The organism is Paenibacillus sp. FSL P4-0081, assembly GCF_000758565.1.
Lineage (GTDB): Bacteria > Bacillota > Bacilli > Paenibacillales > Paenibacillaceae > Paenibacillus_AQ > Paenibacillus_AQ phytohabitans.
The window spans coordinates 7,691,839-7,718,829 of record NZ_CP009280.1; the positions used below are offsets into that span (position 1 = coordinate 7,691,839).

26 protein-coding genes, 2 rRNA genes and 1 other annotated feature are annotated in these 26,991 nt (G+C 50.4%); of the genes, 1 reads left to right on the top strand and 27 read right to left on the bottom strand.

Annotated elements, in window-relative coordinates; genetic code table 11:
* Positions 1 to 116: 116 nt before the first annotated feature.
* From rplL to P40081_RS32910, 17 genes are all read right to left on the bottom strand, one after another.
* The gene (rplL, locus tag P40081_RS32835; RefSeq protein ID WP_042140139.1) at positions 117 to 476 is read right to left on the bottom strand and encodes a 50S ribosomal protein L7/L12; all 360 of its coding nucleotides are present in this window, start codon (positions 474 to 476) and stop codon (positions 117 to 119) included.
* A 63-nt stretch (positions 477 to 539) separates the two neighbouring features.
* The gene (gene rplJ / locus P40081_RS32840; RefSeq protein ID WP_039298586.1) at positions 540 to 1,043 is read right to left on the bottom strand and encodes a 50S ribosomal protein L10; all 504 of its coding nucleotides are present in this window, start codon (positions 1,041 to 1,043) and stop codon (positions 540 to 542) included.
* Between the two features lie 64 nt (positions 1,044 to 1,107).
* Positions 1,108 to 1,260 (bottom strand) — a sequence feature (ribosomal protein L10 leader region).
* Positions 1,261 to 1,328: 68 nt separating this feature from the next.
* Complete coding sequence (rplA, locus tag P40081_RS32845) at positions 1,329 to 2,021, bottom strand: 50S ribosomal protein L1 (RefSeq protein ID WP_039298583.1); 693 nt, start codon at positions 2,019 to 2,021, stop codon at positions 1,329 to 1,331.
* Between the two features lie 81 nt (positions 2,022 to 2,102).
* Positions 2,103 to 2,528, bottom strand: coding sequence for a 50S ribosomal protein L11 (gene rplK, locus P40081_RS32850; RefSeq protein WP_020427083.1), 426 nt, complete (start codon positions 2,526 to 2,528; stop codon positions 2,103 to 2,105).
* Between the two features lie 75 nt (positions 2,529 to 2,603).
* Positions 2,604 to 3,137 carry a transcription termination/antitermination protein NusG gene (nusG, locus tag P40081_RS32855; RefSeq protein WP_020427084.1) on the bottom strand — a complete coding sequence of 178 codons (534 nt, stop codon included), beginning with the start codon at positions 3,135 to 3,137 and terminating at the stop codon, positions 2,604 to 2,606.
* 21 nt (positions 3,138 to 3,158) lie between these two features.
* Positions 3,159 to 3,350 (bottom strand): preprotein translocase subunit SecE, encoded by a 192-nt coding sequence (gene secE, locus P40081_RS32860; RefSeq protein WP_020427085.1) that lies wholly within the window; start codon positions 3,348 to 3,350, stop codon positions 3,159 to 3,161.
* 20 nt (positions 3,351 to 3,370) lie between these two features.
* Positions 3,371 to 3,520 carry a 50S ribosomal protein L33 gene (gene rpmG, locus P40081_RS38060; protein WP_074086515.1) on the bottom strand — a complete coding sequence of 50 codons (150 nt, stop codon included), beginning with the start codon at positions 3,518 to 3,520 and terminating at the stop codon, positions 3,371 to 3,373.
* A 366-nt stretch (positions 3,521 to 3,886) separates the two neighbouring features.
* Entirely contained in the window at positions 3,887 to 4,531 is a 645-nt protein-coding gene (gene sigH / locus P40081_RS32865; RefSeq protein ID WP_020427086.1) for an RNA polymerase sporulation sigma factor SigH, read from the bottom strand.
* Between the two features lie 138 nt (positions 4,532 to 4,669).
* Positions 4,670 to 5,191 (bottom strand): NYN domain-containing protein, encoded by a 522-nt coding sequence (locus tag P40081_RS32870; RefSeq protein WP_039298569.1) that lies wholly within the window; start codon positions 5,189 to 5,191, stop codon positions 4,670 to 4,672.
* Between the two features lie 2 nt (positions 5,192 to 5,193).
* Positions 5,194 to 5,955: a 23S rRNA (guanosine(2251)-2'-O)-methyltransferase RlmB gene (rlmB, locus tag P40081_RS32875; protein ID WP_042140140.1), complete on the bottom strand. Its 762-nt coding sequence runs from the start codon at positions 5,953 to 5,955 to the stop codon at positions 5,194 to 5,196.
* A gap of 60 nt (positions 5,956 to 6,015) precedes the next feature.
* Positions 6,016 to 6,453 carry a Mini-ribonuclease 3 gene (locus P40081_RS32880; protein ID WP_042140141.1) on the bottom strand — a complete coding sequence of 146 codons (438 nt, stop codon included), beginning with the start codon at positions 6,451 to 6,453 and terminating at the stop codon, positions 6,016 to 6,018.
* Positions 6,450 to 7,856, bottom strand: coding sequence for a cysteine--tRNA ligase (gene cysS, locus P40081_RS32885; RefSeq protein WP_042141725.1), 1,407 nt, complete (start codon positions 7,854 to 7,856; stop codon positions 6,450 to 6,452). Before cysS ends, P40081_RS32880 begins: the two co-directional genes overlap by 4 nt.
* 52 nt (positions 7,857 to 7,908) lie before the next feature.
* A complete protein-coding gene (gene cysE / locus P40081_RS32890; protein WP_042140142.1) occupies positions 7,909 to 8,601 on the bottom strand; it encodes a serine O-acetyltransferase in 693 nt (230 codons plus the stop codon).
* Positions 8,602 to 9,120: 519 nt separating this feature from the next.
* A complete protein-coding gene (gltX, locus tag P40081_RS32895; protein WP_042140143.1) occupies positions 9,121 to 10,584 on the bottom strand; it encodes a glutamate--tRNA ligase in 1,464 nt (487 codons plus the stop codon).
* Between the two features lie 55 nt (positions 10,585 to 10,639).
* The gene (gene ispF / locus P40081_RS32900; protein WP_042140144.1) at positions 10,640 to 11,128 is read right to left on the bottom strand and encodes a 2-C-methyl-D-erythritol 2,4-cyclodiphosphate synthase; all 489 of its coding nucleotides are present in this window, start codon (positions 11,126 to 11,128) and stop codon (positions 10,640 to 10,642) included.
* Entirely contained in the window at positions 11,125 to 11,823 is a 699-nt protein-coding gene (ispD, locus tag P40081_RS32905; RefSeq protein ID WP_039298554.1) for a 2-C-methyl-D-erythritol 4-phosphate cytidylyltransferase, read from the bottom strand. Before ispD ends, ispF begins: the two co-directional genes overlap by 4 nt.
* Before the next feature lie 94 nt (positions 11,824 to 11,917).
* Positions 11,918 to 13,006 (bottom strand): PIN/TRAM domain-containing protein, encoded by a 1,089-nt coding sequence (locus P40081_RS32910; protein WP_042140145.1) that lies wholly within the window; start codon positions 13,004 to 13,006, stop codon positions 11,918 to 11,920.
* A 211-nt stretch (positions 13,007 to 13,217) separates the two neighbouring features.
* Between P40081_RS32910 and P40081_RS32915 the strand changes: the two genes are divergently transcribed.
* Positions 13,218 to 13,613, top strand: a complete 396-nt coding sequence (locus tag P40081_RS32915; protein ID WP_039298549.1) for a nucleoside triphosphate pyrophosphohydrolase family protein — start codon at positions 13,218 to 13,220, stop codon at positions 13,611 to 13,613.
* Between the two features lie 122 nt (positions 13,614 to 13,735).
* Here P40081_RS32915 and pssA read toward each other — a convergent pair whose 3' ends face one another.
* The 10 genes from pssA to P40081_RS32965 form a co-directional block, all read right to left on the bottom strand.
* Complete coding sequence (pssA, locus tag P40081_RS32920) at positions 13,736 to 14,476, bottom strand: CDP-diacylglycerol--serine O-phosphatidyltransferase (RefSeq protein WP_039298546.1); 741 nt, start codon at positions 14,474 to 14,476, stop codon at positions 13,736 to 13,738.
* A 65-nt stretch (positions 14,477 to 14,541) separates the two neighbouring features.
* Positions 14,542 to 15,618 (bottom strand): DNA integrity scanning diadenylate cyclase DisA, encoded by a 1,077-nt coding sequence (gene disA / locus P40081_RS32925; protein ID WP_039298543.1) that lies wholly within the window; start codon positions 15,616 to 15,618, stop codon positions 14,542 to 14,544.
* 13 nt (positions 15,619 to 15,631) lie between these two features.
* A complete protein-coding gene (radA, locus tag P40081_RS32930) occupies positions 15,632 to 16,999 on the bottom strand; it encodes a DNA repair protein RadA (protein ID WP_039298540.1) in 1,368 nt (455 codons plus the stop codon).
* A 225-nt stretch (positions 17,000 to 17,224) separates the two neighbouring features.
* Complete coding sequence (gene clpC / locus P40081_RS32935) at positions 17,225 to 19,702, bottom strand: ATP-dependent protease ATP-binding subunit ClpC (protein WP_042140146.1); 2,478 nt, start codon at positions 19,700 to 19,702, stop codon at positions 17,225 to 17,227.
* A gap of 36 nt (positions 19,703 to 19,738) precedes the next feature.
* Positions 19,739 to 20,803, bottom strand: coding sequence for a protein-arginine kinase McsB (locus tag P40081_RS32940; protein WP_039298534.1), 1,065 nt, complete (start codon positions 20,801 to 20,803; stop codon positions 19,739 to 19,741).
* Positions 20,804 to 20,832: 29 nt separating this feature from the next.
* Positions 20,833 to 21,357 carry a protein-arginine kinase activator protein McsA gene (locus tag P40081_RS32945; protein WP_039298531.1) on the bottom strand — a complete coding sequence of 175 codons (525 nt, stop codon included), beginning with the start codon at positions 21,355 to 21,357 and terminating at the stop codon, positions 20,833 to 20,835.
* Positions 21,358 to 21,387: 30 nt separating this feature from the next.
* Positions 21,388 to 21,849 carry a CtsR family transcriptional regulator gene (locus tag P40081_RS32950; protein WP_039298529.1) on the bottom strand — a complete coding sequence of 154 codons (462 nt, stop codon included), beginning with the start codon at positions 21,847 to 21,849 and terminating at the stop codon, positions 21,388 to 21,390.
* Between the two features lie 363 nt (positions 21,850 to 22,212).
* Positions 22,213 to 23,385: a GNAT family N-acetyltransferase gene (locus P40081_RS32955; RefSeq protein ID WP_042140147.1), complete on the bottom strand. Its 1,173-nt coding sequence runs from the start codon at positions 23,383 to 23,385 to the stop codon at positions 22,213 to 22,215.
* Between the two features lie 434 nt (positions 23,386 to 23,819).
* Positions 23,820 to 23,936 (bottom strand): 5S ribosomal RNA (gene rrf / locus P40081_RS32960).
* 123 nt (positions 23,937 to 24,059) lie between these two features.
* Positions 24,060 to 26,990: ribosomal RNA gene (locus P40081_RS32965) — 23S ribosomal RNA — on the bottom strand.
* Between the last annotated feature and the right edge of the window lies 1 nt (position 26,991).

Below are 26,991 nucleotides of genomic sequence, written 5' to 3' on the forward strand. Positions count from 1 at the left end.
TTGGCTCTAATATACAAAGCATATCTTATAGAGCAACCCCCTTGAACAAGTTCAAGGGGGTTGCAAGAACCGGAAAGAATCACTTCATATCCGGGGCAGTACCTACTTAAATCAAATTATTTTACTTCTACAGAAGCGCCTGCTTCTTCCAATTTTGCTTTAGTAGCGTCTGCTTCTTCTTTGCTTACTTTTTCTTTGATTGCTTTTGGAGCGTTGTCTACAACGTCTTTAGCTTCTTTCAAGCCAAGACCTGTGATTTCGCGAACGATTTTGATAACGTTGATTTTGGAAGCGCCAGCGCCTGTCAAAATTACGTCGAATTCGGATTGTTCTTCTTCAACAGCTGCTACTGCGCCGCCAGCTGCTACTGGAGCTGCTGCAGTTACGCCGAATTCTTCTTCGATTGCTTTAACCAGGTCGTTCAGTTCCAATACGCTCATGCCTTTAATTTCTTCCAAGATTGTTTCTTTGCTCATGATTGAACCTCCATTATATTTGAATTGGTTTGTGGTATTGATTATGAAGCTAGAAGCAAAGGCTTACGCGCTTTGTTCTTCTTTTTCAGCAACAGCTTTAACTGCAAGCGCGAAGTTGCGGATTGGAGCTTGAAGCACGCTAAGCAGCATGGACAGCAAACCATCGCGGGATGGAAGCTCAGCCAGTGCTTTCAGTTGGTCAGCGTCGATAACGCGACCTTCTACAACGCCGCCTTTAAGTTTCAGAGCGTCGTTCTTCTTAGCGAAGTCGTTCAAAATTTTGGCTGCTACTACCGCATCAGTTTCACTGAAAGCGATCGCTGTAGGACCCGTCAGGACAGCGTCCAGATCAGTCAACTCAGCCGCTGCAGTTGCACGGCGAAGCAATGTGTTCTTCAGGACTTGAAAATCAACGCCAGCTTCACGAAGCTGCTTACGCAGTTCAGTCACTTGCGAAACGTTCAATCCGCGGTAGTCCGCAACAACAGTAGAGATACTGTTCTGCAGTTTGCCAGTTACAACATCAACCGCATCCTGTTTAGCTTGGATTACTTTTGCATTTGCCAATTGTATACACCTCCTGAAAATTTATGTGACGGCGACTCTTCCGGAGAATCCGCGCCGTTCCTACGCAGGCATTAGAAAAGCCTCCGCAGATTCACGAAGGCTTGATAAAACGGAAAGCAGTCAGGCGAGCCTGTTACTTTTTGTTTCTATCACAACACCTCGGTAGGAAATTAAGCCCTACGGCACCTACTGTCTACGGTAAGCATATTCGAATTCAAGATTGATCACCTTAATGTTCACAACTGTTATAGATTATCAAAGATGACTCAAAGAGTCAACCCTTAATTATCTGAAAGCAGCTGCGTTCACGCGAGCGCTAGGTCCCATTGTGGACGAAATAGCGATGCCTTTAAGGTATACACCTTTAGCAGCAGCCGGTTTCGCACGGTTCAGAGCGTCGATGAGAGATTTAAGGTTCTCGTTCAGTTGTTCAGCGTTGAAAGACACTTTGCCGATTGGCGCGTGAATTTGACCCGCTTTGTCAAGACGATATTCGATTTTACCGGCTTTGATTTCTTGAACAGCCTTGGTAACGTCGAAAGTAACTGTACCTGCTTTAGGGTTAGGCATGAGGCCTTTACCACCGAGCAGACGACCCAGTTTACCGACTTCACTCATCATATCAGGTGTAGCTACGCAGACGTCGAATTCAAACCAGCCCTGTTGAATTTTGTTGATCATATCAGCATCACCAACAAAATCCGCGCCAGCAGCTTCCGCTTCTTTCGCTTTTTCACCTTTTGCAAATACAAGCACGCGTTGAGTTTTGCCTGTGCCGTGAGGCAGGACAACAACACCACGAACAGCTTGGTCTTGTTTACGCGGGTCTACACCCAGACGAACTGCTGCTTCAACGGTTTCGTCGAATTTAGCAGTTGCTGCCTTTTTCACAAGCTCTACAGCTTCTGAAGGCTCGTAAGTTGCTTCGCTGTTAATCAGCTTAGCAGATTCTTGGTATTTCTTACCATGTTTAGCCATGAAAATGTTCCTCCTTTGTGGTGTTAGCGGAAATTCCTCCCACATATTGCGGTCATGAATGACCGGTTCATCGAATACATATTAGTCTTCGATTGTGATACCCATACTGCGGGCAGTACCTTCAACCATACGCATTGCAGCTTCGATAGATGCAGCGTTCAGATCGGGCATTTTTGTTTCAGCAATTTCACGAACCGCTGCGCGGCCGAGTTTTGCTACTTTTTTCTTGTTTGGTTCACCGGATCCTTTTTCTACTTTTGCAGCGATGCGAAGCAGAACAGCAGCCGGAGGAGTTTTAGTGATGAAGGTAAAGGAACGGTCTTCAAATACTGTAATTTCAACCGGGATGATCAGGCCAGCCTGGTCGGCAGTACGAGCGTTGAATTCCTTACAGAATGCCATGATGTTGACACCTGCTTGACCTAACGCCGGACCTACTGGAGGCGCTGGATTCGCTTTCCCTGCAGGAATCTGCAGTTTCACCATTTTAATAACTTTTTTAGCCATGAGTGACACCTCCTTGCGTAAATAGTGGTATTCGAATGCTAAGCAGCATTCTCCCACAAGAAACCCTTGCGCTTGTTATATCTTCTCCACTTGAGTGAAATCCAACTCGAGCGGGGTTTCCCGTCCAAACATGTTGACATGTACCTTGATCTTGCTTTTGTCTGCCAAAATCTCTTCCACGGAGCCCACAAAATTCGCAAACGGACCGACCATAATACGTACGGATTCCTTAATTTCGAAATCAATCTTCGCTTTAGGTTCAACCATGCCCATATGCTTCAGAATTTGTTCAACCTCTTCAGGGAGTAGAGCGGTAGGCTTGGAGCCCGAACCAGTTGAACCGACAAATCCGGTAACGCCCGGCGTATTGCGGACTACATACCAGGAATCATCAGTCTGAACCATTTCGACCAAAACGTAACCAGGGTAAACTTTGCGCATGACAGTTTTTTTCTTGCCATCCTTGTTTACCAGTTCTTCTTCCATAGGAACAAGAACGCGGAATATTTTGTCTTCCATGCCCATGGACTCAACGCGTTTTTCCAAATTGGCCTTGACCTTATTCTCATACCCGGAATAGGTATGAACGACATACCATCTTTTTTCCATATCAAGCCACCTGGGACCTCTCTAAATAATCGCTTCAATCACAGCGGAAATACCGATGTCCAGAACCCAGAAGTAAAGAGCGATAACTACAATTGTACCGAGAACGATCAATGTATAGTTTTTCAGTTCCTTACGGCTAGGCCAGCGAACCTTTTTGAGTTCACTCCAGCTCTCAGTGAAAAAGGAAAACAAAGACTTGAAACTACGTTTCACGCCGACTACACCTCCAAAGACTATCTGGTTTCGCGATGAGGAGTTTGCTCGTTACAAAACTTGCAAAATTTCTTCATCTCCAAGCGGTCGGGGTGATTTCGCTTGTTTTTGGTTGTTGCATAGTTTCTTTGTTTGCAACTTGTACAAGCTAAAGTGATAATTACCCGCATGATATGCACCTCCCGAAGACGTACTTCTAACCGTTAAATTAGAAGACGCAAATATTGATTCAAAAAAAAAGCCGCGAATTTAGGCCTACCTAAAACACTTTAGCATAATATCATTGCCCGTGTCAACGAAAGAATTCCCCCATCGCACTGGGTTTTTCCGGGTGGTGTAGCCTGGTGCCGTACATAATCTTTGGTCTTGAGTATTCCTTCATCACTCGCTGTCTTCACTACCATTATGGATCATTCCGCCATGGTATAAACCTGCAGCCTACTGTTGTCTGAACAAATTACACTTCCATCACGCCGAAATCTTGCGGGACACTAAAAAAAGACTCGAGTCCCGAGCCTTTCTAGTTCATTATATCATTAATTGTCACGCACTTCCAGATATCTTTCCAACTTACGTTTCACTCGCTGCAGAGCATTGTCAATAGACTTCACATGCCGCTTCAAGTCCTCAGCAATTTCCTGATAGGACCGTCCATCCAGATAGAGCATCAGAACCTTGCGTTCCAGATCACTAAGGATCTCCGCCATCTTATCTTCCAGTCCGATGAACTCCTCCTGGTTGATAATCAGTTCTTCAGGATCAAGCACCTGCGTTCCGCAAATCACATCCATCAGCGTCCGGTCGGAATCCTCATCATAGATGGGTTTGTCGAGCGAGACATATGAGTTCAGCGGAATATGCTTCTGGCGGGTCGCCGTCTTAATGGCAGTTATAATCTGTCGGGTGATGCACAGCTCGGCAAACGCCTTGAACGAGGAAAGCTTGTCCCCCTTGAAGTCACGAATTGCCTTATATAAGCCAATCATGCCTTCCTGTACAATATCTTCACGATCTGCCCCGATCAAAAAATAGGAACGAGCCTTGGCACGTACGAAATTACGGTACTTGTTGATTAAATGTTCCAATGCGCCACTGTCGCCACCACGGAAGATCTCGACAATTTCTTCATCACTTATGAAATCATACTCGGATAGCATTAATTCCTTGAGGTCGACACTCACCAAGAATCCCCCCGGCTGCAACGCAAGACACATCGTTACTTCGCGAAATATAGGATCAGTATATATTATGTTACCTTACAACGTCAACCGAAGATTGTCCAAAAACAATCTTCTATAACATATTATGGCATTTCTTAATTACTGCCTGCGCCAGTCTTCAAGACGTTTCCGCGTTTCCGGAGGCAGCTTGTCTTCCAGGGAGTGACGGGTGCTGCTTACACTTCCCGGTTCAATAGCCTTTTTAACCTGTTTATGATTCTCTTCAATCTCCAGTCTCAGTTCTCTTGCCGAGATCCGGAGCGCCCCTTGTGCAAAAACAACATGCTGCTCCACAAAATCGCTGGTCGCCACAGAAATCTGTCTGCGGCGGTGAGTGAATTCTCCCACCAGCCGCTCAATGCATTCATCTGCCGTTTCCTTTTCCTTAGTGAAGAAGACCTGGACTTTCCCCTGTACAAACGACCGTCCAAGTCCCGGCACACGGTATGCATCGAATACGGCTATGACGCGCAGCCCGGAGAATGCCTGATAATCGGCCAGCATATCGAGCAGCCGGTCGCGTGCCCCCTGCATGCCGGTCTGCGACAGCGCCGCAAGTTCCGGCCAGCCGCCGATCATGTTGTATCCGTCCACGAGCAGTATATCGCGCCAGTCTGCCATAGTTATCCCTGTTCTTGCCGGCGGCGGAGCACCTCGTACATAATTACACCGGCTGCTACGGAAGCATTAAGAGAGTTGATTCTTCCCGCCATCGGCAGCTTCAGCAGCACATCGCATTTTTCACGGATCAGGCGGCCCATTCCTTTATTCTCATTGCCGATAACCACTGCTACCGGTCCGGTAAAAATATCAGATCCGAAGAGATTCTGATCCGTATCCACATCGGTTCCAACCACCCACACCCCTAGTTCCTTCAGGCGGTCTATCGTCTGGCCCAGATTGGTTACGCGTGCAACAGGCACATATTCCACTGCACCGGCAGAGGTTTTGGATACTGTTGCTGTAATCTGCGCCGAACGCCGTTTCGGTACAATGACACCATGCACACCGGTGCAGTCGGCAGTACGCAAGATAGATCCCAGGTTATGAGGGTCCTCAATTTCATCCAGCAAAAGAAGAAAAGGCGGTTCCCCTTTGGCTTCAGCAGCCGCAAGAATATCAGCAACCTCGGTGTAGGCAAACGGTGCCGCCTGCGCTACCACCCCTTGATGCTGAACTCCCGGTGCAAGCTGATCCAGCTTCCGCTTATCTACATGCTGAATTACAATGCCTGCTTTGCGGGCTTCAGCGACGATAGGTGCCGTTAAGTGCTTTTGTGCAGTTTCGGCGATCCATATTTTGTTCAGTGTCCGGCCGGCACGAAGCGCTTCAAGGACTGAATGCTTGCCCGCCAGTATTTCCTCTTCCGTTCTCAATTCTTCCATGTTCATGTCTCCTGTTCTAAGTACCCATATATAACTATAAACTCCGCGGCCTGTTTAAACTCACTTGGTCCGGTTCAACATGTATTCGATGCTGCTGTGAACAAGCTCCTGGATTCTCGTCTGCTGTCCTGTATAATACAAATGCCCGATCAGGCATTCAAAAGCAGTCGCGTGGCGGTATTCCAGCACATCCGCGTTTTTGGGAATCGTGCCGGACTTGGCATTGCGCCCTCGTCTTACCACATCCTTCTCTTCCTCCGTAAGCACCGGCTCAAGGTAGGCAAGAATCGTGCTCTGGGCTTTGGCCGAGACCAGTCCCGTTGCCGAGCGGTGCAGATGATTCGGACGCAGATTGGGCAGCGAAATCAGATACTGCCGCACAGCCACTTCATAAATGGCATCTCCTGCATACGCCAGAACAATTGGCGAGAGCAAACGGGCCGGCTTGGACGGTTCATACGGGAACCATGCGCTGTTCAGATCAAACTGCCCGCTCATTTACGCCGCCACCGCATTCCCTGTGGAGTGTCTTCCAGCAGGATGCCCAGAGCATTCAGCTCATCGCGGATTTCATCGGACCGGCTCCAGTTCTTATTCTTGCGCGCTTCAGCGCGTTCAGCAATGAGACGCTCAACCTCTTCACTGGCGACCTCTTCATCAGCCTCCGGAGTAAGGCGCAGTACTGAATTCATTTCGGAAAAAGCCTTCAGCAGTGCTGCAAAGTCTGCGGAATGAGCGTCATTATCAGCAAGCGTCAAATTGGCCAGGCTTACCCAGTCAAACAGAGCGGTAATCGCATCCGGCGTATTGAAATCATCCTGCATTCTGGCGTGGAAATTGCCAACAATAGCTGCCAGGCGTTCCACGATCTGCGGACTTGCCGCTCCCTCTGCCCCGTCCGTATCCAGTTCAAGGCGATGCTTCACATTACCTGCTGCCGTAGTGATGCGCTCCACGCTTTTTTCAGCAGACAGCAGTGCTTCCTCCGAGAAGTTCAGCTGATTGCGGTAATGGCTTGAAAGCATGAAATAACGGATAGTCCCCGCTTTGAAGCGTGCACGAATATCCTTCACAAGGAGACCGTTTCCAAGTGATTTCGACATTTTCTCATCACCAATGTTCAAAAATGCGTTGTGCATCCAATACTTCGACAGCGGCTCACCCGTCAGTACTTCTGTTTGCGCGCATTCGCACTCATGGTGCGGGAACTTCAAATCCTCACCGCCGCCATGGATGTCGATCGTTGTACCCAAATATTCGCGGACCATTGCCGAGCACTCAATATGCCAGCCCGGACGCCCCTCTCCCCATGGACTGGACCAGTGTACCTCACCCGGCTTGGCTGCCTTCCAGAGCACAAAATCCTCCTGGTTCTCCTTGCGTGAATCCACCTCGACACGGATACCGAAGCGCAGCTCCTCCAGATTCTGGCCTGACAGCTTGCCATAATTGGCAAACTTGCCGGTCCGGTAGTACACATCTCCGCCGTTCTCGTAAGCATATCCCTTCTCCTCAAGCTCCTTAATGAACTCAATGATCTTGTCCATGCTCTCTGTAACGCGCGGATTCATTGTTGCCGGCTTTACACCAAGTCCGGCCAGATCCTCCTGATAGGCGGAGATGAACATTTCTGCAACCTCAGCTACAGTAATGTTCATTTCTTCCGCTTTGCGGATCATTTTATCATCCACATCGGTAAAGTTCGTCAGATAGCGGACTTCATTGCCGAGGGCCTCCAGGTAGTTGCGGACCATATCAAAAACGATAACCGGTCTGGCATTCCCGATATGCATATAGCCGTAAACGGTTGGACCGCATACATACATTTTTACTTTGCCAGGTTCCTGCGGTATGAATTCTTCCTTGCTCCGTGTCATTGTGTTATAAATCTGTACAGCCATTCTGTTCCCAATCCTTTCTGTTCCCCCTGGATTCTCTTGAATCTCCATATGGTTATATTTCATAATCGCCGATATACTGCTGGCTCTCCAGCCGCCGCTGTTCCTTCTTCTGCTTGTCTTCAGACCCCATCTGCTCGCGCAGCTCTTCGATTTCCTTCTGCAGGAAACGCAGGGAATCAATCAGCGGATCCGGCATCTGGGTATGATCCAGCCGGTCGGACACGCGTTCCCCGTTGCGCTTAACCACGCGTCCGGGATTTCCAACAACGGTGCTGTTGCTGGGCACTTCGCGCAGAACCACTGAATTGGAGCCGATATTGCAATTATCGCCGATTCTAAACGATCCCAGTACTTTGGCACCGGAGCCGATGACAACATTGTTGCCGACGGTAGGATGGCGTTTGCCCTTTTCTTTCCCTGTCCCTCCAAGTGTGACCCCCTGATAGATAATGACATCGTCACCAATCTCACAGGTTTCACCAATGACTATACCCATTCCATGGTCGATGAACAACCGGCTGCCGACAACCGCACCCGGATGAATCTCCACTCCGGTCATAAATCTGCTTATCTGCGATACGATGCGTGCCAGTGTAAACCAGCGGCGTTTATAAAAAGAGTGGGCAATCCGGTGTGCCCAGATGGCATGAAGTCCGGCGTAGGTGAAGACAACCTCGAACTTGCTGCGGGCAGCGGGATCGTTGTCGAATACTGCCCGAATGTCCGACTTGATATGCTTAAACATCACGGTTCCCCTCTTCTTTGACTTCCCCACCTCCTGTTTACAGGTGCGCAAAGGAAGATAGTGTCTTCAGCCCACTTGCTCTATTCATCTGTATGCTGTGAGCATTCAATCGGTATCCTTATAGTTCAACAAAAAACGCCCCTGCAGCATTATGCTGCAGAGACGTTTAACCGCGGTCCCACTCTGCTTGAACATTCGCACAATCAGACTGCCGTTAACTTCGCGGCAGGTGCATGCGGTGTTCCTCTTGGCGTCTGTAACGGCAACGTCCCCGGCACAGTCTACTGTCCCCTGACAGACAGGGACGCTCAACTGTGCAGCTCACAGGTGCATGTTCAGCGGCAGACAAATGAATAACTCCCAGCCTGCAAGGGACATCTCCCTCAGCGGTTATTCTCTCTGGCAATTGCCCGTATACGCGTACTTTTCCTGATCACAGCTATTATTAGTTATTATATTCTTCTATCTTAGCGAAAAGCCGCAGGGCTGACAAGGGGTTCTACCCTCATATCCCCCGGTTTATGCGCCTTTGATCTGCGATTTCAGACGTTCGATGACCCGGTCCCGGCTAAGCAGCGCGATGGTCGCATTCAAATCACGGCCATGCATCTGACCGGTTAGAGCGACACGGATCGGCATAAACAGCGCCTTGCCTTTGTGTCCGGTTTCCTTCTGGACTTCTTTGATCAGCACAGCCATATTGGCAGCGCTGAAATCCTCAGCAGCTTCCACTTTAGCGAGAAAAGCGGAGAGCACTTCAGGAACCTGGGCTTCGGCAAGTACTTGTGCCGCTTCCGTCTCCAGTTCCAGATGGCTGCGGAAGAAGAGCTCGGAGAGCCCCACAATATCCGAAGCGGAGTTCATCTGTTCCTGATACAGCGCAACCAGGCTCTCTGCCCAGATCTGCTGCTCATCACTCAGAACCTCCGGCAGACGTCCCGCCTTCTGCAGATGGGGAATAGCAAGTGCCGCGATCCGCTTAGGATCGGCATGCTTGATATAGTGATTATTGAGATGTGCCAGCTTGTTCGTATCGAATACAGCCGGGCTCTTCGACAGACGGTCGGCAGTGAAGATAGAGATCAGCTGTTCCTTGCTGAAAATCTCCTCCTCACCCTCCGGCGACCAGCCGAGTAATGTGATGAAGTTGAAGAGCGCTTCCGGCAGATAGCCAAGCTGGTCATACTGCTCGATAAACTGAATGATCGATTCATTCCGTTTGCTCAGCTTCTTGTGGTCATCGCCGACAATCAGTGTCATGTGGCCGAACAGCGGCGCTTCCCAGCCAAGAGCTTCATAGATCATGAGCTGACGCGGCGTGTTGGAGATATGGTCTTCCCCGCGCAGCACATGGGAGATGGCCATCAAATGGTCATCTACAGCTACAGCGAAGTTATAGGTTGGAATACCATCCTTCTTCACGATAACAAAGTCGCCCATTTCTTTGGTGTTGAACGAAATGCTGCCTTTAACAATATCATTGAAGGTATAAGTACGGTCTTCCGGAACCAGGAAACGGATGCTGGCAATACGGCCTTCCGCCTCATAGGCAAGGCGCTGCTCCTCCGTCAGATTACGGTGTCTGCCGGAATAACGCGGGGTTTCGCCGCGTGCGGTCTGCTCTTCACGCTCTGTTTCCAGCTCCTCTTCTGTACAATAACAGCGGTAAGCAAGGCCGCGGTCCAGCAGATCCTGCCAGTAGACACGGTACAGATCCAGACGTTCTGTCTGGCGGTAAGGGCCATATTCGCCGCCTACATCTACGCTCTCATCCCAGTCCATTCCCAGCCATTTCAAATATTTCAACTGGCTTTCTTCACCTTCTGCGATATTACGCTTAAGGTCTGTATCTTCGATCCGGATAATGAATTTGCCGCCCAGATTGCGGGCGAACAGGTAGTTAAACAACGCCGTTCTGGCATTTCCGATATGTAAATGTCCCGTAGGGCTCGGTGCGTAACGCACCCGGACTTGATCCGTCATGGGTTTCCCTCCGCTTCATATTGGTTAAAATTAGGCTGTTGTTACTTCAGCCATCTCAAGATGATATCACATCTTGGAGCAGACAGACAATAGATTGTGCGGCAATTCCTTCTCCGCGTCCGGCGAAGCCGAGCTGCTCGGTAGTTGTCGCTTTTACATTGACCTTTGAGAGGTCCGCATCCAGTGCACGGGCAATAACCTCGGTCATTTGCGGAATATAAGGCGCCATTTTGGGTTTCTGGGCAATGATGGTCGAATCTATATTTCCCAGCCGGTATCCCCGGTCACGGGCAAGCGCCCATACATGCTCCAGCAGCTTCAGGCTGTCTGCATCCTTGAAGGCAGGATCGGTATCTGGAAAATGTCTGCCGATATCCCCCAGTCCAAGCGCCCCAAGTATAGCATCGCTTACTGCATGCAGGAGCACATCCGCGTCAGAGTGTCCCAGTAACCCCTTCTCATAGGGAATAGTCACTCCCCCAATAATACACGGCCTTCCTTCCACCAGCTGATGCACGTCAAATCCTTGTCCTACAGCGATCATCTCTGTTCCTCTCCCCTGCTTCTTTCTGTGAATTCAGCGAAATCCAGGTCTTCCGGTGTCGTAATCTTAATATTCCTGTAGCTTCCTTCTACTACAGAAACGGTAATTCCGCTGCGTTCCGCCAGACTGGAGTCATCTGTACCGAGGAAGCCGTCACGTTCTGCCTCGTCATAGGCTGACAACAGTTCGGACAGACGAAAAGTCTGCGGGGTCTGAATCGCCCACAGACTTCGCCGGTCCGGCGTAGACAGCACATTGCCTTCGCCATCCACCTGCTTGATCGTATCCTTAACCGGAACTGCAAGCACAGAGGCTCCGGCAGATCTGGCCCGTTCATAACAAGCTTCAATCTCACTGCCCTGTACGAAAGGCCGGACACCATCATGTACCATTACCCAGGTGGTCGTAAGTTCTCCCAGTCCCCGGCGTACCGAGTGCTGGCGTTCAGCCCCTCCCGGAATAACAACAGACACTTTGTCCAGCTTGTAGGCCTGTACCCATTGCCGGCAGCGCTGCACATCCTCTTCACCGGTGACAAGCACGATTTCAGAGATGAGTTCATGCTTCTGGAATACCTCCAGGGTATGCACGATAATCGGTTTGCCCTGAAGCAGCAGATATTGTTTGCTCTCTGCCGTTCCCATTCGTGTCCCTCTGCCTGCCGCCACTATAACGGCGCCTACACTGTTTGACATTCTTTCGGCTCCTGTCTTTCACGTATATCCCCATCATAACGTGTTTGGACGGCATTTCCAAGCCTATAAGACCGCTCCAGGGGCTGATTTACCCTTATTGCGCTTTTTCCAGCAGCTTCGGTTTGGCAAAAATCATCCGGCCTGCGGAAGTCTGTAGCACACTGGTAACCAGGACCTCCATCGTAGTGCCGATATAATCACGGCCGCCTTCCACGACAATCATGGTGCCGTCGTCAAGATAAGCCACGCCTTGTCCATGTTCTTTGCCGTCTTTGATCACCTGCACAATAATTTCCTCACCAGGCAGAACCACCGGCTTCACCGCGTTGGCCAGATCGTTAATATTCAGCACCGATACGCCCTGGAGCTCGCAAACCTTGTTGAGATTGAAGTCATTGGTGACAACCTTGCCATGCAGCACCTTAGCCAGCTTGACCAGCTTGCTGTCCACTTCGGAAATCTCCTCGAAATCACCTTCGTAGATCAGCACTTTGACATCCAGCTCTTTCTGAATCTTGTTTAGGATATCAAGCCCTCTGCGCCCGCGGTTGCGCTTCAGCAGATCTGACGAATCCGCGATATGCTGAAGCTCCTCAAGAACAAACTCGGGAATAACGATGGTTCCTTCAATGAAACCCGTTTTGCAGATATCGGCAATCCGGCCATCGATAATAACGCTCGTATCAAGAATCTTATGCTCCTCAGGTCCCCGTCCCTCCGGTTCAGCAGAACGTCCCCAGCGTCCGGTAGTCCATAGCGAAGCCAGCTCTTCCTTCTTCTCCAGCCCGATCCGCAGGCCCATATAACCCAGAGCCAGGGTTGCTGCCACCTGCAGCAGCTCTCCGGCCTTGCCCAGCCAGGCCATGACTGGATACAGCAGCAGTGACAGCAGCAGACCTCCTGTAAGCCCTGCAGCGCCTGCAGCGAGTTCGCTCATCGGTATACGCGAACAATACTGAACCGCCTCCTGCAGTTTTGTACTCGCCCAATCCGCGCATAACGTCCCCGCAATCAAAAAAATAATGGCACCCAGCACCGCAAACAAAATGCTTCCTTCCACAGGCAAGCTATCACCCAGTTTCCCCATGCCCTTCGGGAACCCTCTTTCTGCCGCATGATATAGCGAATAACCGGACCAGGCTCCACATAACCCGGCAAGCGTCAAAATAATCTTTTTCCACATAACCAGCACCTCCTTCTATTCATCCAAAAATCATCTATACCTCACCAGTATGTTCCAATTTTCAGGACGATAATCCGGGGGGCCGTTATTTTTTCTGAATCCATTAATTTCCTGGTCTGCAAAGCCTGCCGTAAACTTCTATTCCTTGTTGAAAACAGGGGAGACCCTGGCATATAATGAACTCAATTACGAACCCAGGGGTGAATGGAAAATGAGCGCACCAAGTTTACAGGCTTTCCAGGATCAAGTTTCCGAACTGCTGCTCCGTCACCGCAGTCTTCTGGATGTAATGTCCAAGAACGGACAGAGCAGTGCATCCGTCAACCGAGCTGTCGTCAAATCCATTACTGAATGCGGCTGCATTCAGCTGCACGCAACTAAGCAGGTCTTCGAACCGGCTTTGGGACTTGAACAAGCCAAAGAGCTTGCCGGAACCCACCTTGAAGGTGAACTGTGTGAGAACTGCCGGGAAGTCATTGCCTCAGAACTGGGCCGCGAGCTGTTCTATATGTCTGCACTTTGCAATTTGCTCGATATTAATATGGACGAGGTTGTGTCAAAGGAATCTCAAAAATGCGCTACACTCGGATTATTTAACTTGTCCTAGCAGGGCAGCCCGCGCTCTCCTTCATCCGTTACAAATACAGAAAAGGCTGTGCCTTCTCCTGAGTCAGGGAGGGCACAGCCTTTTGTGTATAGATAAAAAAAGTAATAATTACGTAGTTAGGACTATCCGTTCTTGGAGTGATACACCTTATCTTCCGCATGTCTCTTCCTGCGGCGGCGTTGACGACGGGCTGTCAAGAGGCCCAGACTCTGCCTGAACCCGTATAGGGCATATAACGCAAGCAAAGCAAAGATCAGCTTGGCAATCTGTTCAGGGAAAACAACGGCTACCGCTACGGCGATCACAATTACTACAGGTGCACCTATAACTGCCTTTTTGGGGAAGCCGATCTTCTTGAAGTTAGGGTACTTCACCGTGCTAACCATCAGGTAAGACAGCAGCAGGGTAGCGACAATCATAAACGGTGCAGATACATCTTTATGAAAAAGTGCCAGCGTGGCCAGAACGCCACCTGCAGCAGGAATCGGCAATCCTACAAAATATCCCGGAATCCCCGGGCGGACATTAAACCGGGCCAGACGCAAAGCTCCAAACACCGGGAAAATCGCTGTAATAGTCCATCCTAGTGCAGAGTTCAAATCCTGCAGGCTTGTGAGATACATGATCAGCGCTGGTGCCACACCGAAAGAAACTACATCGGATAAGGAATCCAGCTCCTTGCCGAACTCACTCTCACACTTCAGCGCGCGCGCAACACGGCCATCGAGCCCGTCGAGCAGCATAGCGATAATCACCATGATAGCGGCCATGCTCAGCTTACCGTCAAACGCCATCATGATACCAAACATTCCAAGCATCAGATTACCGATGGTAAAAAGACTCGGAATTGATTTTTGTATCATTTCTTCACCTCAATTTTCCTACTTTGAACTTCATGGGTTCCCAATATTACGTGATTGTATGTTATTTACATTTGCCTGTCAATAAGAACTTGTTTCTGGAGCCGCTTCAGTCCGTCCTGAATATTACGTGCGCGAACCTCGCCAATGCCGTCTACCTCATCAAGTTCAGCAATGCTCGCCGTCATCAGATTAGGCAGCATTTCAAAGCGTTCCACCAGATTGTGGATGATCACATTCGGCAGCCGCGGAATTTTGTTGAGCAGACGGTAACCGCGCGGAGTTACGGCTTCCTCGGATGCAATAGCCGTGGAGGAATAGCCCAGCAAGCGGGCAATATGATTGTCATCCATCAATTCATCGTCACTGCTTCGCTTCAGCCCGGCGATAATTTCGCGGATTTTGTCCTCCTGCTCCTCTCTTGCATAGTCTCTGTACAGAAGCCAGGCTTCTTCCTCTGTATTTCCGACCAGTTCTTCCATCTGCATGCTGATCAGCCGGCCTTCATTGCCGAGTTCGTTAATATAACGCTTAATTTCCATTTTGATCCGCAATACCATTTCTACCCGCTGGATCACGCCGACTACCTCAGCCACCGTCACAAGCCCCTCATATTCGGCAGCAGAAAGGTTAGTCAACCCCTGTGTCAGCACGGCTTTATACTTTTCTAAGGTCTGAATCGCCTGATTGGCTTTGGCCAGAATCGCTCCGATCTCCTTCAGCGCATAGCGGATAGAGCCCTGATACAGGGTGATTATATTCCGCCGCTGGGAAATGGAAACAACCAGTTTGCCGGTCTGTTTAGCCACCCGTTCAGCGGTCCGGTGACGGATGCCTGTCTCGATGGATGAAATAGAGGAATCGGGGATCAGCTGGGTGTTGGCATACAGAATCCGCTTCAGATCCTCACTCAGGATGATCGCTCCGTCCATTTTGGCCAGCTCGTATAAATAATTGGGTGAAAAATCGCAGTTAATGGAGAATCCGCCATCGACAACTTCCATCACTTCCGGACTGTATCCGACAACAATAAGTGCCCCGGTCTTCGCGCGCAGCACATTCTCCAGCCCCTCCCGGAAAGGTGTTCCGGGTGCGGCCATTCTAAGCAGATCATTCATATTATCTAATGGATTGTATTCTTTCATGTCCCTGTGCCCCCTAATCTAACGCGACCGCTAGTGCATCTGCTACGGTGCTGACGCCTATAATCTGGATATCCTGCGGATGCTTCCAGCCTTTCATGCTTTTCTCAGGCATAATTACCCGCCGGAAGCCGAGCTTAGCGGCCTCCTTCACCCGCATCTCTGCGCGTGACACCCCTCTCACCTCGCCGGTAAGTCCTACCTCCCCAAAAAACACATCATACGGCTTGGTCGGAATATCCCGGAAGCTGGAAGCAATACTGATGGCGACAGCCAGATCCACCGCCGGCTCATCCAGCTTAACACCTCCGGCAACATTGAGGTAAGCATCCTGATTCTGCAGGAACATGCCCATCCGTTTCTCCAGGACAGCAATGATCAGCGCCATTCTCTGATGATCCATACCTGTGCACATTCTGCGGGGCGAAGGGAAATGGGTTGCTGCAACCAGCGCCTGTAATTCAACAAGCACCGGTCTTGTGCCTTCCATGCTGGCTACAACCGCGGAACCGGCCACTCCGAGCGGCCGTTCAGAAAGAAACAGCTCGGAAGGGTTCTCCACCTCGGTAAGGCCAACCTCACCCATCTCGAAAATACCGATTTCATTGGTTGAGCCAAAGCGGTTCTTCACCGCACGCAGCAACCGGTACGTATGATGACGTTCCCCTTCGAAATAGAGCACACAGTCCACCATATGCTCCAGCATCCGTGGACCGGCAATTGCGCCTTCTTTCGTTACATGTCCTACAAGTACCGTTGCGATTCCACGGATTTTGGCAATCCGCATAAATCTTGTCGTACATTCCCGCACCTGTGTTACACTGCCTGGCGCACTGGTCACTTCAGGCATAAATACGGTCTGGATCGAGTCGATGACCAGAAACTGCGGCTTAATCTGCTCGATTGCTTCTTCAATGCTCTCCATGTTCGTCTCACACAGAACATACAGTTCCGCCGACAACGCCCCGAGGCGGTCAGCCCGAAGCTTGGTCTGGCGCACCGATTCTTCCCCGGAGATATACAGAACACGGAGCCCCTGGGTTGTAAGGGCGTGCGATGTCTGCAGCAGCAGTGTGGACTTCCCGATTCCGGGGTCGCCACCGACCAGTACCAGCGAGCCGGGTACGATACCGCCGCCAAGCACACGGTTAAGCTCTCCGATGCCTGTCAGGATACGCGGCTCTTTGTCACTTTCTATATTTATGATCGATTGCGCCTTTTCTTTACTCTGAAAAATAGGTGCATTCATGCCTTGGGTTTTGACTACGCTTTCCGTTTCTTCCACCATTGAGTTCCATTCCTGGCAGCCCGGGCATTTCCCGAACCATTTCGGTGATTCGTAACCACATTCGGTGCAGAAAAATTTTGTTTTTGGTTTGGCCATGTGCGCTCCTTACGGTCCGAACTTGCTAAAATTGCGGATAATTTCCTCTTAATCAAAGTTTACCATTTCTGCACACTGAACGAAAGGTCACTTAAGATCTACTTTTCGTTTGCGTCCTCCTTAACCTGCCTGATTCAGGGCAGAATTATTAATCATTCCGGACATATAAAAGCTCCCGCCCCTCTATACGGAGGAGCGGGAGCTTTGTTTCATATTGCTGGAAAATTATTCAGTTTCGACTTCCCTCTCTTCCTTCTCCAGGGAGAGCTCGGCCGGCACTTCCACTTTGGTTACCACAAGCTCACCGTTCACCTCATCAATGTTGAGGGAGTCACCTTTCTTGATGTTGCCCTTAAGCAGCTCTTCGGAAAGGCGGTCTTCGATGTGCTTCTGAATCGCCCGGCGGAGCGGGCGGGCACCGAAGGCCGGGTCATAGCCCTCTTTGGCCAGGAACGCCTTGGCGCCGTCAGTAAGCAGGAAGTCTACATCATATTCACGCAGACGCTTGCGCAGCTCCTCGGACATCAGGGTAACGATCTCGGCGATATGCTTCTCATCCAGAGAGTGGAAGACAATAATCTCGTCGATCCGGTTCAGGAACTCAGGGCGGAAGCTCTTCTTCAGCTCTTCCATTACCTTGCCCTTCATATTGCCGTAATCGGCACCGGCATCCTGTACCGCGGTGAAGCCCAGAGTCGAATTCTTACGGATTGCTTGTGCGCCTACGTTAGAGGTCAGGATAATTAAGGTATTGCGGAAATCGACTACACGGCCTTTGGAGTCGGTCAGACGGCCGTCTTCCAGTACCTGCAGCAGAATATTGAATACTTCAGGGTGAGCCTTCTCAATCTCATCCAGCAGGACCACGGAATACGGTTTGCGGCGTACCTTCTCAGTCAGCTGTCCGCCTTCTTCATATCCTACATAGCCTGGAGGCGCCCCGACCAGACGGGATGTAGAATGCTTCTCCATGTACTCCGACATATCGATACGGATTACCGCATTCTCGTCACCGAACATGGCTTCGGCAAGTGCCCGTGCCAGCTCGGTTTTACCGACCCCGGTTGGACCGAGGAAGATGAAGGAGCCCATTGGACGTTTCGGATCCTTCAGACCCGCACGCGCCCGGCGGAGTGCCCGGCTGACAGCCTTAACGGCTTCATCCTGCCCGATTACACGTTCATGCAGCAAAGACTCCATATTCAGCAAACGGTCTGTCTCTTCTTCCTTCAGCTTGCTGACCGGAATTCCGGTCCAGCTGGCAACCACCTGTGCGATATCCTCAGGTGTAACCTGGGAGTCCGTACGGCCCTGCTTCTCTTTCCACTGGTTCTTCGTTGTGTCCAGCTCTTCACGGATCTTCTGCTCGGTATCGCGCAGCGCTGCAGCCTTCTCGAATTCCTGGCTTTGTACAGCGGAATCCTTCTCCTTGCGGATATCATCCAGACGCATTTCGAGTTCCTTCAGATTCGGCGGGATCGTGTAAGAGTTAAGTCTTACCTTGGAGCCTGCTTCATCAATCAGGTCAATCGCTTTGTCCGGCAGGAACCGGTCAGGGATATAGCGGTCAGACAGCTTCACAGCTTCCACAATAGCTTCATCCGTAATCTTCACCCGGTGATGGGCTTCATAACGGTCCCGAAGACCGAATAGGATCTGTACAGCTTCTGCAGGAGAAGGCTGATCCACCGTAATCGGCTGGAAGCGGCGTTCAAGTGCTGCGTCTTTCTCAATGTATTTACGGTATTCGTCAAGCGTTGTGGCACCGATGCACTGCAGTTCACCACGGGCCAGAGCGGGCTTCAGGATATTGGAGGCATCAATTGCACCTTCCGCACCACCGGCTCCGATCAGCGTATGCAGCTCATCGATGAAGAGCACGATATTGCCTGCCTGGCGAATCTCATCCATGATTTTTTTGAGGCGGTCCTCGAACTCACCGCGGTATTTCGTACCGGCAACTACAGAACCCATATCCAGGGTCATTACGCGTTTGTCGCGCAAGGTTTCCGGAATTTCATTGTTGATGATCTTTTGGGCCAGGCCTTCAGCAATTGCTGTCTTACCAACTCCTGGCTCACCGATCAGTACCGGATTATTCTTGGTACGGCGGCTGAGCACCTGAATGACACGTTCAATTTCCTTGCTACGGCCGATAACAGGGTCGAGGTTGCCGTCCTTGGCATAGGCAGTCAAGTCACGGGCCAGACCATCCAGCGTTGGTGTGCTGACATTAACCGGAGCACCGCTATGGCTTGAAGTGGCTTCACTGCTGCCCAGAAGCTGCAGCACCTGCTGGCGGGCTTTATTCAGGCTGATACCGAGATTATTCAGCACGCGGGCAGCTACGCCCTCTCCTTCACGGATGAGTCCGAGCAGGATATGCTCTGTGCCCACGTACGTATGTCCAAGCTTGCGGGCTTCATCCATAGACAGCTCGATAACTTTTTTGGCACGAGGAGTATAAGCGATGTTGGTCGGTTGTTCCTGACCTCTGCCAATCAGCGTTTCCACTTCATCCTGAATCTTCTCAAGACCCAGACCGAGTCCGATCAGTGCCTTGGCGGCAATGCCGTCACCTTCACGAATCAGTCCGAGCAAAATATGTTCTGTCCCAATGTTGTTGTGTCCCAAACGTACGGCTTCTTCCTGCGCCAGCGCCAGCACCTTTTGTGCGCGTTCCGTAAATCTTCCAAACATCATATCTCCTGCACCTCCACGGATAATATATATCTATAATTAATGTTGTGATCCCAGTGTTTCCCGTAGCAGCTTCGCCCGGTACATATCGCGTTCGGTGGACGAAAGCTCGTCGCCGAACAGCTTTTGCAGAAAACCCGGCTGAGTCTTGACATTCAGCTCATTAAGCACTGAAATCGAAGGCCCTTCCAGTATCCCCAAATCTACACCAAGCCTTAGATCGGAGAGCCGCTGTGCTGACTCTTTAAGCTCCATCACAGCCGCGTAGGCTAAAATCCCATATGAACGTTTGATGCGGTCGGTAATCCGCAGGGCGGAATCCACAAGCAAGCGCTCACGTGCGTTCCGCTCATGCTCTATAATCTGGGTGACTACGCTGTGGAGATTCTCAATAATCTCATTCTCGGTCTGACCGAGCGTAATCTGGTTGGAAATCTGAAAGATATTCCCTACTGCTTCGCTGCCTTCACCATAAATTCCTCTAACGGTAAGACCGACCTGATTAACAGCGGATAGAATCCGGTTAATCTGATGGGTCATAACCAATGCCGGCAGATGAACCATTACCGAGGCTCTGAGCCCGGTTCCCACATTGGTGGGACAACTGGTCAGGTATCCTCTGCGGTCATCAAAAGCGTAATTGACAGCAGCCTCAAAGATATCATCGATGGCTGTTGCCCTTACCCAGGCTTCTCTCACCTGCAGACCCGGAAACAGGCATTGAATGCGGAGATGATCCTCCTCGTTGATCATAATGCTGACTGACTCGTCCTCATTAAGAATGACTGCTCCGCCTTTGGAATCATCAGCCAGATTAGGACTGATCAGATGCTTCTCCACCAGTACTTTTTTATCCAGCTCATCGAGCTCATCCAGCCTCAGCAGCTGAAAGTTGCCGAAATCCGCAGAGGCTTCTCCCTGAAATACAGGAGCAAGCTGCTCCAGCACCTCTTCCGACTGCTGCGCAGACGCCAATAGCGGGAAAGGAAGGTGCTCCAGATTACGGGCGATACGCATTCGGCTGCTGATAACAATCTCGGAATGACTCCCGCCGCAGCGCATCCAGTCACTAAGTGCTTGTTCGGTAAACCGGAGACTTGACATGTGGAATCCCCTCCTATATATCAAAGACTTTACTCTTGTGGCATTTCTTTTTCAAGTTTGCGGATTCTGTCCCTCAGCTCGGCTGCAGTTTCAAACTCCTCCTGCATAATGCTCTGCTGTAATTCCTGCTTCAGCTCATCAATTTGGCGTTTACACATGATCTGTGCACCCGCCCGTTTGGGAAGCTTACCCACATGGGCTGTACTTCCGTGTACCCGTCTGAAGAGCGGGTCCAGCGTGCTGTCAAAATATTTGTAGCATGAGCTGCAGCCGAACCGTCCAAGCTTGCTGAACTGTGAGTAGGTCATACCGCAGTTCTCACACTGCAGCCCCTGCACAGTCTGTGCGGCCTCTGACTTGCCCTTGCCTGCGCTCTCCAGATCAAGCAGCCCGGAAAGCAAGCTGTGTATGGAGAATCCTCCGGCAGTACCGGGGATGAGCTCCCCTTTTTCCCGCGCACAGCTTTCACAAATATGAAATTCTGTCTTCTCTCCGTTCACGATCTTCGTGAAATGGAGTGTAGCCGGTTTGACCCCGCATTCCTGGCATAGCATGAGCGGTGTCCCTCCCTCACATTTTGACAATTATTTGCCTAACAAAGAGATTAGCATGGCCTTCATTAGCTTGGCACGAATCTCATCCCGGTACGGCAGATTAACCGTCAGGCATTCCCGGGAAACAGCGGACCGCATAAGACACGCTTCACGCTTGGAGAGAAAACGGGCCTCCTCCAGCTGATAAATCAGTCCTTCGGCGGAATTCTGGTCAATATCATTCCCTATTGTGGAGTTCAGATGTGCATACAGTGCCACATTCTGAGGCAACTCGAAGCGCTGAATCCGGATATACCCTCCACCGCCGCGTTTGCTCTCCACTACATATCCCTTTTCCAAAGTAAAGCGTGTACTGATGACGTAATTGATCTGCGACGGCACACAGGAGAACTGGTCCGCCAGATCATTGCGCTGAATTTCCACCGTACCTTCGGGACTTTCATGCAAAATATTCTTCAGATATTGTTCAATAATATCGGAGATATTACGCATCACTCATCCTCCAGTGTGTAAGCCTTGGTTAAGCTTGTGCTGTATCAACGTCCGCCGTCCATACATAGCTCTAAAGAATTTAACCCGGGGACTGAAGTGCGAATCGGCTGCAATAGCCTTCGTACTGAGCCTGACCTCCAACTGTTACAATCCTAAGAACACTGCTGTCGAGCTCGCGTTGACTTTGACTTTCTTTGACTTTTTTCATATTATAACATATTCTCACTGAATTCCAAGGGGTTGCTCTTATTTTTTACTTTTTAGCCGCATTGTATTCCGAATAGCTTCACGGATCCCATTGCAAGGGGATATGTATTTTAGGCTCTCCTGCTTCTAATGTAAGCGGAAGAGCCTTCAGGTTTGTCAGAAAAAATCAAATAAAGCCGTTTGCGCCTGCGGGATCAGCTTCTCCAGCCAATCTACAGCTTCATGTGTACCGGATAACTGTCCATACCGGGCCATTTCAACTGGACGTCTGTATCCCATCAACAGTGCGGTAAGTGTACCAATACTGCATATAAGATCAGCGTTTGATCTGTCCCCCTGGATCTGAGTAAATGATACCTCCCCATGTTCAGCTACTGTCCACCGCCACAGGCCGTTATTCCAGGGGGCATGCTCATCTTCAATATAAAGCAGCCGCTCCCGGATACCGCTCAGCGCATGGAAAGACAAATTCTCTATAAAGGCTTGGGCGTTGACAATGCGTGCCATGAAGTACGGATAATTCTCCTGGGCAATCCGCGGGTCGGGAAGCAAATACGGCAGAATGTCATCAGAGGGAACCAGCTTCAATGAAGCTCCGGTGATCATAGAGTCATGGTTAGCCAGAAATGTCCACAGCCCTTGCCGGGCCTTCTCATTCAGATAGACAAATTCATCGATGACCAGTTCTTTGTTCACTATTTTATACAGCACATACCCTTCCGGTTCACCCTGCTGCGAATAAAATACACACTGATGTGTATCTTCATCGAGTACTTTTTCCTTCCACCATTCCTCCGTACGCTGCAGTGTGCCGTTGTACCGGGCTGCAAATGAGACATACAGCTGTTGCAATACTTTAATATCAGCCGCCCCGCGCTTCACAGAGCCCTGTATTTCAGCCTTCCGCGGAAATTTATCCACAGGTATGTTGTATTTCTTATATTCACAATAGATCTCCCAGCCGAATTTCCGGTAAAAGGGGATTAAAAACGGGTGCAGAAAAGACAGTGTTTGCCCTGCTTCGTTCATGGTTTGCAGCGCATGGGTCAACAGCTTGGCCACATATCCCTGCCTGCGGTTCTCCGGCCACGAGGCTACGCCCGCAATTCCGCCCATAGATACGGGCTTGCCCTGTATGTATGCCTGAAGTGGAAGAAGTACCAGCTTGGCACTTAAACTTGGTCCTTCGAATACTCCCCATATTTGTTCCGGCTTGAACTTCTCTCTGGCGCGTTCCCTGTCTTCTCCTATCACCTTGTACTGAAAAGCATATTCTGACAAGCCTAAGCCTTCTTCAAAATCATCTGCGTGCAATTGCCTTATTTCCATGCTGCTCACCCCGTTAATGAATTTATAGAGATAGAGTCCAATGGTTGCTCAGATTGAGTATATCAAGCAAATTGTCCAGAAGCTAATGAGGTACAAAAATAGCCCGCGGACAAAAGTTATCCACAGGTTTTGAACAATAAAACAAAAAACCGGAAAGAGTTTCTTCCGGCAAAAATTAGTTATCCACGATTCATATTTATCTATCCACAAAATTCACTTTTTATCCACAAAAACAGTGGATTACTTAGGTTTTCTCTTGACTCATTCGCCTGAATATGCGTTTTAATCCACATTATCAGGGAAAAGACTTCTTCCTGAAATTGTATCCACATGTGCGTAAGTTTTCAGCAGTTACTGAAATTTATCCACAGCTTTTCCACAACCCTGCACAAACCAAAAAAGCCACTGTCGATTACTCAACAATGGCTTCATGTGCTTGGCAACGTCCTACTCTCCCAGGACCCTTCGGTCCAAGTACCATCGGCGCTGGAGGGCTTAACGGTCGTGTTCGGGATGGGTACGCGTGGAACCCCTCCGCTATCGCCACCAAACATGATTTTTCGAAGCTTCCGCTTCTCGAAATCGCTGCAGAAAATATCAAACCATAGGTTTAACATCCTGCCAGGCTTGATCACCTGAAAACTGAATCCGAAACGAATCTGCGCTCTAAGAATTTGGATAAGCCCTCGACCGATTAGTATTGGTCAGCTCCATGCATTGCTGCACTTCCACCTCCAACCTATCTACCTCGTCGTCTTCAAGGGGTCTTACTAATTGGGAAATCTCATCTTGAGGGGGGCTTCACGCTTAGATGCTTTCAGCGCTTATCCCGTCCGTACGTAGCTACTCAGCCATGCTCCTGGCGGAACAACTGATGCACCAGCGGTACGTCCATCCCGGTCCTCTCGTACTAAGGACAGCTCCTCTCAAATTTCCTGCGCCCACGACAGATAGGGACCGAACTGTCTCACGACGTTCTGAACCCAGCTCGCGTACCGCTTTAATGGGCGAACAGCCCAACCCTTGGGACCTACTTCAGCCCCAGGATGCGATGAGCCGACATCGAGGTGCCAAACCTCCCCGTCGATGTGGACTCTTGGGGGAGATAAGCCTGTTATCCCCAGGGTAGCTTTTATCCGTTGAGCGATGGCCCTTCCATGCGGTACCACCGGATCACTAAGTCCGACTTTCGTCCCTGCTCGACTTGTAGGTCTCGCAGTCAAGCTCCCTTATGCCTTTGCACTCTGCGAATGATTTCCAACCATTCTGAGGGAACCTTTGAACGCCTCCGTTACTCTTTAGGAGGCGACCGCCCCAGTCAAACTGCCCGCCTGACACGGTCCCCGTACCCGATTAGGGTACCAGGTTAGAACCTAGATACGATCAGGGTGGTATCCCAACGGCGCCTCCGCAGAAGCTTGCGCTCCTGCCTCTACGGCTCCCACCTATCCTGTACAGATCGTACCCAAATTCAATATCAAGCTGCAGTAAAGCTCCATGGGGTCTTTCCGTCTTGTCGCGGGTAACCTGCATCTTCACAGGTATTAAAATTTCACCGGATCTCTCGTTGAGACAGCGCCCAAGTCGTTACGCCATTCGTGCGGGTCAGAATTTACCTGACAAGGAATTTCGCTACCTTAGGACCGTTATAGTTACGGCCGCCGTTTACTGGGGCTTCGGTTCACAGCTTCGGGTTTAACCCCTAACCACTCCCCTTAACCTTCCAGCACCGGGCAGGCGTCAGCCCGTATACTTCGCCTTGCGGCTTCGCACAGACCTGTGTTTTTGCTAAACAGTCGCTTGGGCCTTTTCACTGCGGCCCCCTCGGGCTATTCACCCTACCGAGGCACCTCTTCTCCCGAAGTTACGAGGTCATTTTGCCGAGTTCCTTAACGAGAGTTCTTCCGCGCGCCTTAGAATTCTCTTCTCGCCTACCTGTGTCGGTTTGCGGTACGGGCACCTTCTCCTGGCTAGAGGCTTTTCTTGGCAGTGTGAGATCATGACCTTCGCTACTACAATTTTCGCTCCCCATCACAGCCCAGCCTTAGTGATGTGCGGATTTGCCTACACATCAGCCTCACTGCTTAGACGGACATATCCATCAGTCCGCGTCACTACCCTCCTGCGTCACCCCATCGCTCATAGCGGATTACGGTGGTACAGTAATTTCAAACTGTTGTCCTTCGACTACGCCTTTCGGCCTCGCCTTAGGTCCCGACTTACCCTGAGCGGACGAGCCTTCCTCAGGAAACCTTGGGCTTTCGGCGGATCAGATTCTCACTGATCTTTTCGTTACTCATACCGGCATTCTCACTTGTATGCTGTCCAGCGCTCCTTACGGTACACCTTCAACCTGCATACAACGCTCCCCTACCCCAGATGCAAAGCATCTAGCCATAGCTTCGGTGGTGTGTTTAGCCCCGTTACATTTTCGGCGCAGAGTCACTCGACCAGTGAGCTATTACGCACTCTTTCAATGGTGGCTGCTTCTAAGCCAACATCCTGGTTGTCTGTGCAACTCCACATCCTTTCCCACTTAACACACACTTGGGGACCTTAGCTGATGGTCTGGGCTGTTTCCCTTTTGACAATGGATCTTAGCACTCACTGTCTGACTCCCGGCAAGAAGTTAATGGCATTCGGAGTTTGACTGAGCTTGGTAACCCTTGCGGGCCCCGCACCCAATCAGTGCTCTACCTCCACCACTCCATTCACCGAGGCTAGCCCTAAAGCTATTTCGGGGAGAACCAGCTATCTCCGAGTTCGATTGGAATTTCTCCGCTACCCCCACCTCATCCCCGCATTTTTCAACATGCGTGGGTTCGGGCCTCCAGTGCGTGTTACCGCACCTTCACCCTGGACAGGGGTAGATCACACGGTTTCGGGTCTACGTCCACATACTAAATCGCCCTATTCAGACTCGCTTTCGCTGCGGCTCCGGCTTCTCACCTTAACCTTGCATGTTAAACGTAACTCGCCGGTTCATTCTACAAAAGGCACGCCATCACCCATAGATCGGGCTCTGACTTTTTGTAAGCACACGGTTTCAGGTTCTATTTCACTCCCCTTCCGGGGTGCTTTTCACCTTTCCCTCACGGTACTGTTTCACTATCGGTCGCCAGGTAGTATTTAGCCTTAGCAGATGGTCCTGCTGGATTCATACGGGGTTTCACGTGCCCCGCACTACTCGGGATCCGTCTCGGAGAGAACACAGTTTAGGCTACAGGGCTTTTACCTCTATCGCGGGCCTTTCCAGACCTCTTCGCCTACCATATTCCTTTGTAACTCCATGTGAGACGTCCCACAACCCCAAGAGGCAAGCCTCTTGGTTTAGGCTGTTCCGCGTTCGCTCGCCGCTACTGACGGAATCACTATTGTTTTCTCTTCCTCAGGGTACTTAGATGTTTCAGTTCCCCTGGTCTGCCTCTGCGTATCCTATGTATTCAGATACGAGTAACTGCGAATTACCACAGCTGGGTTTCCCCATTCGGACACCCCCGGATCAAAGCTTGCTTACAGCTCCCCGAGGCAGTTTCGTTGTTCGCCACGTCCTTCGTCGGCTCCTGGCGCCTAGGCATCCTCCGTGTGCTCTTATTAGCTTAACCG

Excerpts from the sequence above, each read along its gene's own strand:
- rplL (WP_042140139.1), bottom strand. The coding sequence starts at position 476 with ATGAGCAAAGAAACAATCTTGGAAGAAATTAAAGGCATGAGCGTATTG.
- rplA (WP_039298583.1), bottom strand. The coding sequence starts at position 2,021 with ATGGCTAAACATGGTAAGAAATACCAAGAATCTGCTAAGCTGATTAAC.
- rplK (WP_020427083.1), bottom strand. The coding sequence starts at position 2,528 with ATGGCTAAAAAAGTTATTAAAATGGTGAAACTGCAGATTCCTGCAGGG.
- nusG (WP_020427084.1), bottom strand. The coding sequence starts at position 3,137 with ATGGAAAAAAGATGGTATGTCGTTCATACCTATTCCGGGTATGAGAAT.
- rpmG (WP_074086515.1), bottom strand. The coding sequence starts at position 3,520 with ATGCGGGTAATTATCACTTTAGCTTGTACAAGTTGCAAACAAAGAAAC.
- P40081_RS32870 (WP_039298569.1), bottom strand. The coding sequence starts at position 5,191 with ATGGCAGACTGGCGCGATATACTGCTCGTGGACGGATACAACATGATC.
- rlmB (WP_042140140.1), bottom strand. The coding sequence starts at position 5,955 with ATGGAAGAATTGAGAACGGAAGAGGAAATACTGGCGGGCAAGCATTCA.
- P40081_RS32880 (WP_042140141.1), bottom strand. The coding sequence starts at position 6,453 with ATGAGCGGGCAGTTTGATCTGAACAGCGCATGGTTCCCGTATGAACCG.
- cysS (WP_042141725.1), bottom strand. The coding sequence starts at position 7,856 with ATGGCTGTACAGATTTATAACACAATGACACGGAGCAAGGAAGAATTC.
- cysE (WP_042140142.1), bottom strand. The coding sequence starts at position 8,601 with ATGTTTAAGCATATCAAGTCGGACATTCGGGCAGTATTCGACAACGAT.
- gltX (WP_042140143.1), bottom strand. The coding sequence starts at position 10,584 with ATGACGGATCAAGTCCGGGTGCGTTACGCACCGAGCCCTACGGGACAT.
- ispF (WP_042140144.1), bottom strand. The coding sequence starts at position 11,128 with ATGATCGCTGTAGGACAAGGATTTGACGTGCATCAGCTGGTGGAAGGA.
- ispD (WP_039298554.1), bottom strand. The coding sequence starts at position 11,823 with ATGTCAAACAGTGTAGGCGCCGTTATAGTGGCGGCAGGCAGAGGGACA.
- P40081_RS32910 (WP_042140145.1), bottom strand. The coding sequence starts at position 13,006 with ATGTGGAAAAAGATTATTTTGACGCTTGCCGGGTTATGTGGAGCCTGG.
- P40081_RS32915 (WP_039298549.1), top strand. The coding sequence starts at position 13,218 with ATGAGCGCACCAAGTTTACAGGCTTTCCAGGATCAAGTTTCCGAACTG.
- pssA (WP_039298546.1), bottom strand. The coding sequence starts at position 14,476 with ATGATACAAAAATCAATTCCGAGTCTTTTTACCATCGGTAATCTGATG.
- disA (WP_039298543.1), bottom strand. The coding sequence starts at position 15,618 with ATGAAAGAATACAATCCATTAGATAATATGAATGATCTGCTTAGAATG.
- radA (WP_039298540.1), bottom strand. The coding sequence starts at position 16,999 with ATGGCCAAACCAAAAACAAAATTTTTCTGCACCGAATGTGGTTACGAA.
- clpC (WP_042140146.1), bottom strand. The coding sequence starts at position 19,702 with ATGATGTTTGGAAGATTTACGGAACGCGCACAAAAGGTGCTGGCGCTG.
- P40081_RS32940 (WP_039298534.1), bottom strand. The coding sequence starts at position 20,803 with ATGTCAAGTCTCCGGTTTACCGAACAAGCACTTAGTGACTGGATGCGC.
- P40081_RS32945 (WP_039298531.1), bottom strand. The coding sequence starts at position 21,357 with ATGCTATGCCAGGAATGCGGGGTCAAACCGGCTACACTCCATTTCACG.
- P40081_RS32950 (WP_039298529.1), bottom strand. The coding sequence starts at position 21,849 with ATGCGTAATATCTCCGATATTATTGAACAATATCTGAAGAATATTTTG.
- P40081_RS32955 (WP_042140147.1), bottom strand. The coding sequence starts at position 23,385 with ATGGAAATAAGGCAATTGCACGCAGATGATTTTGAAGAAGGCTTAGGC.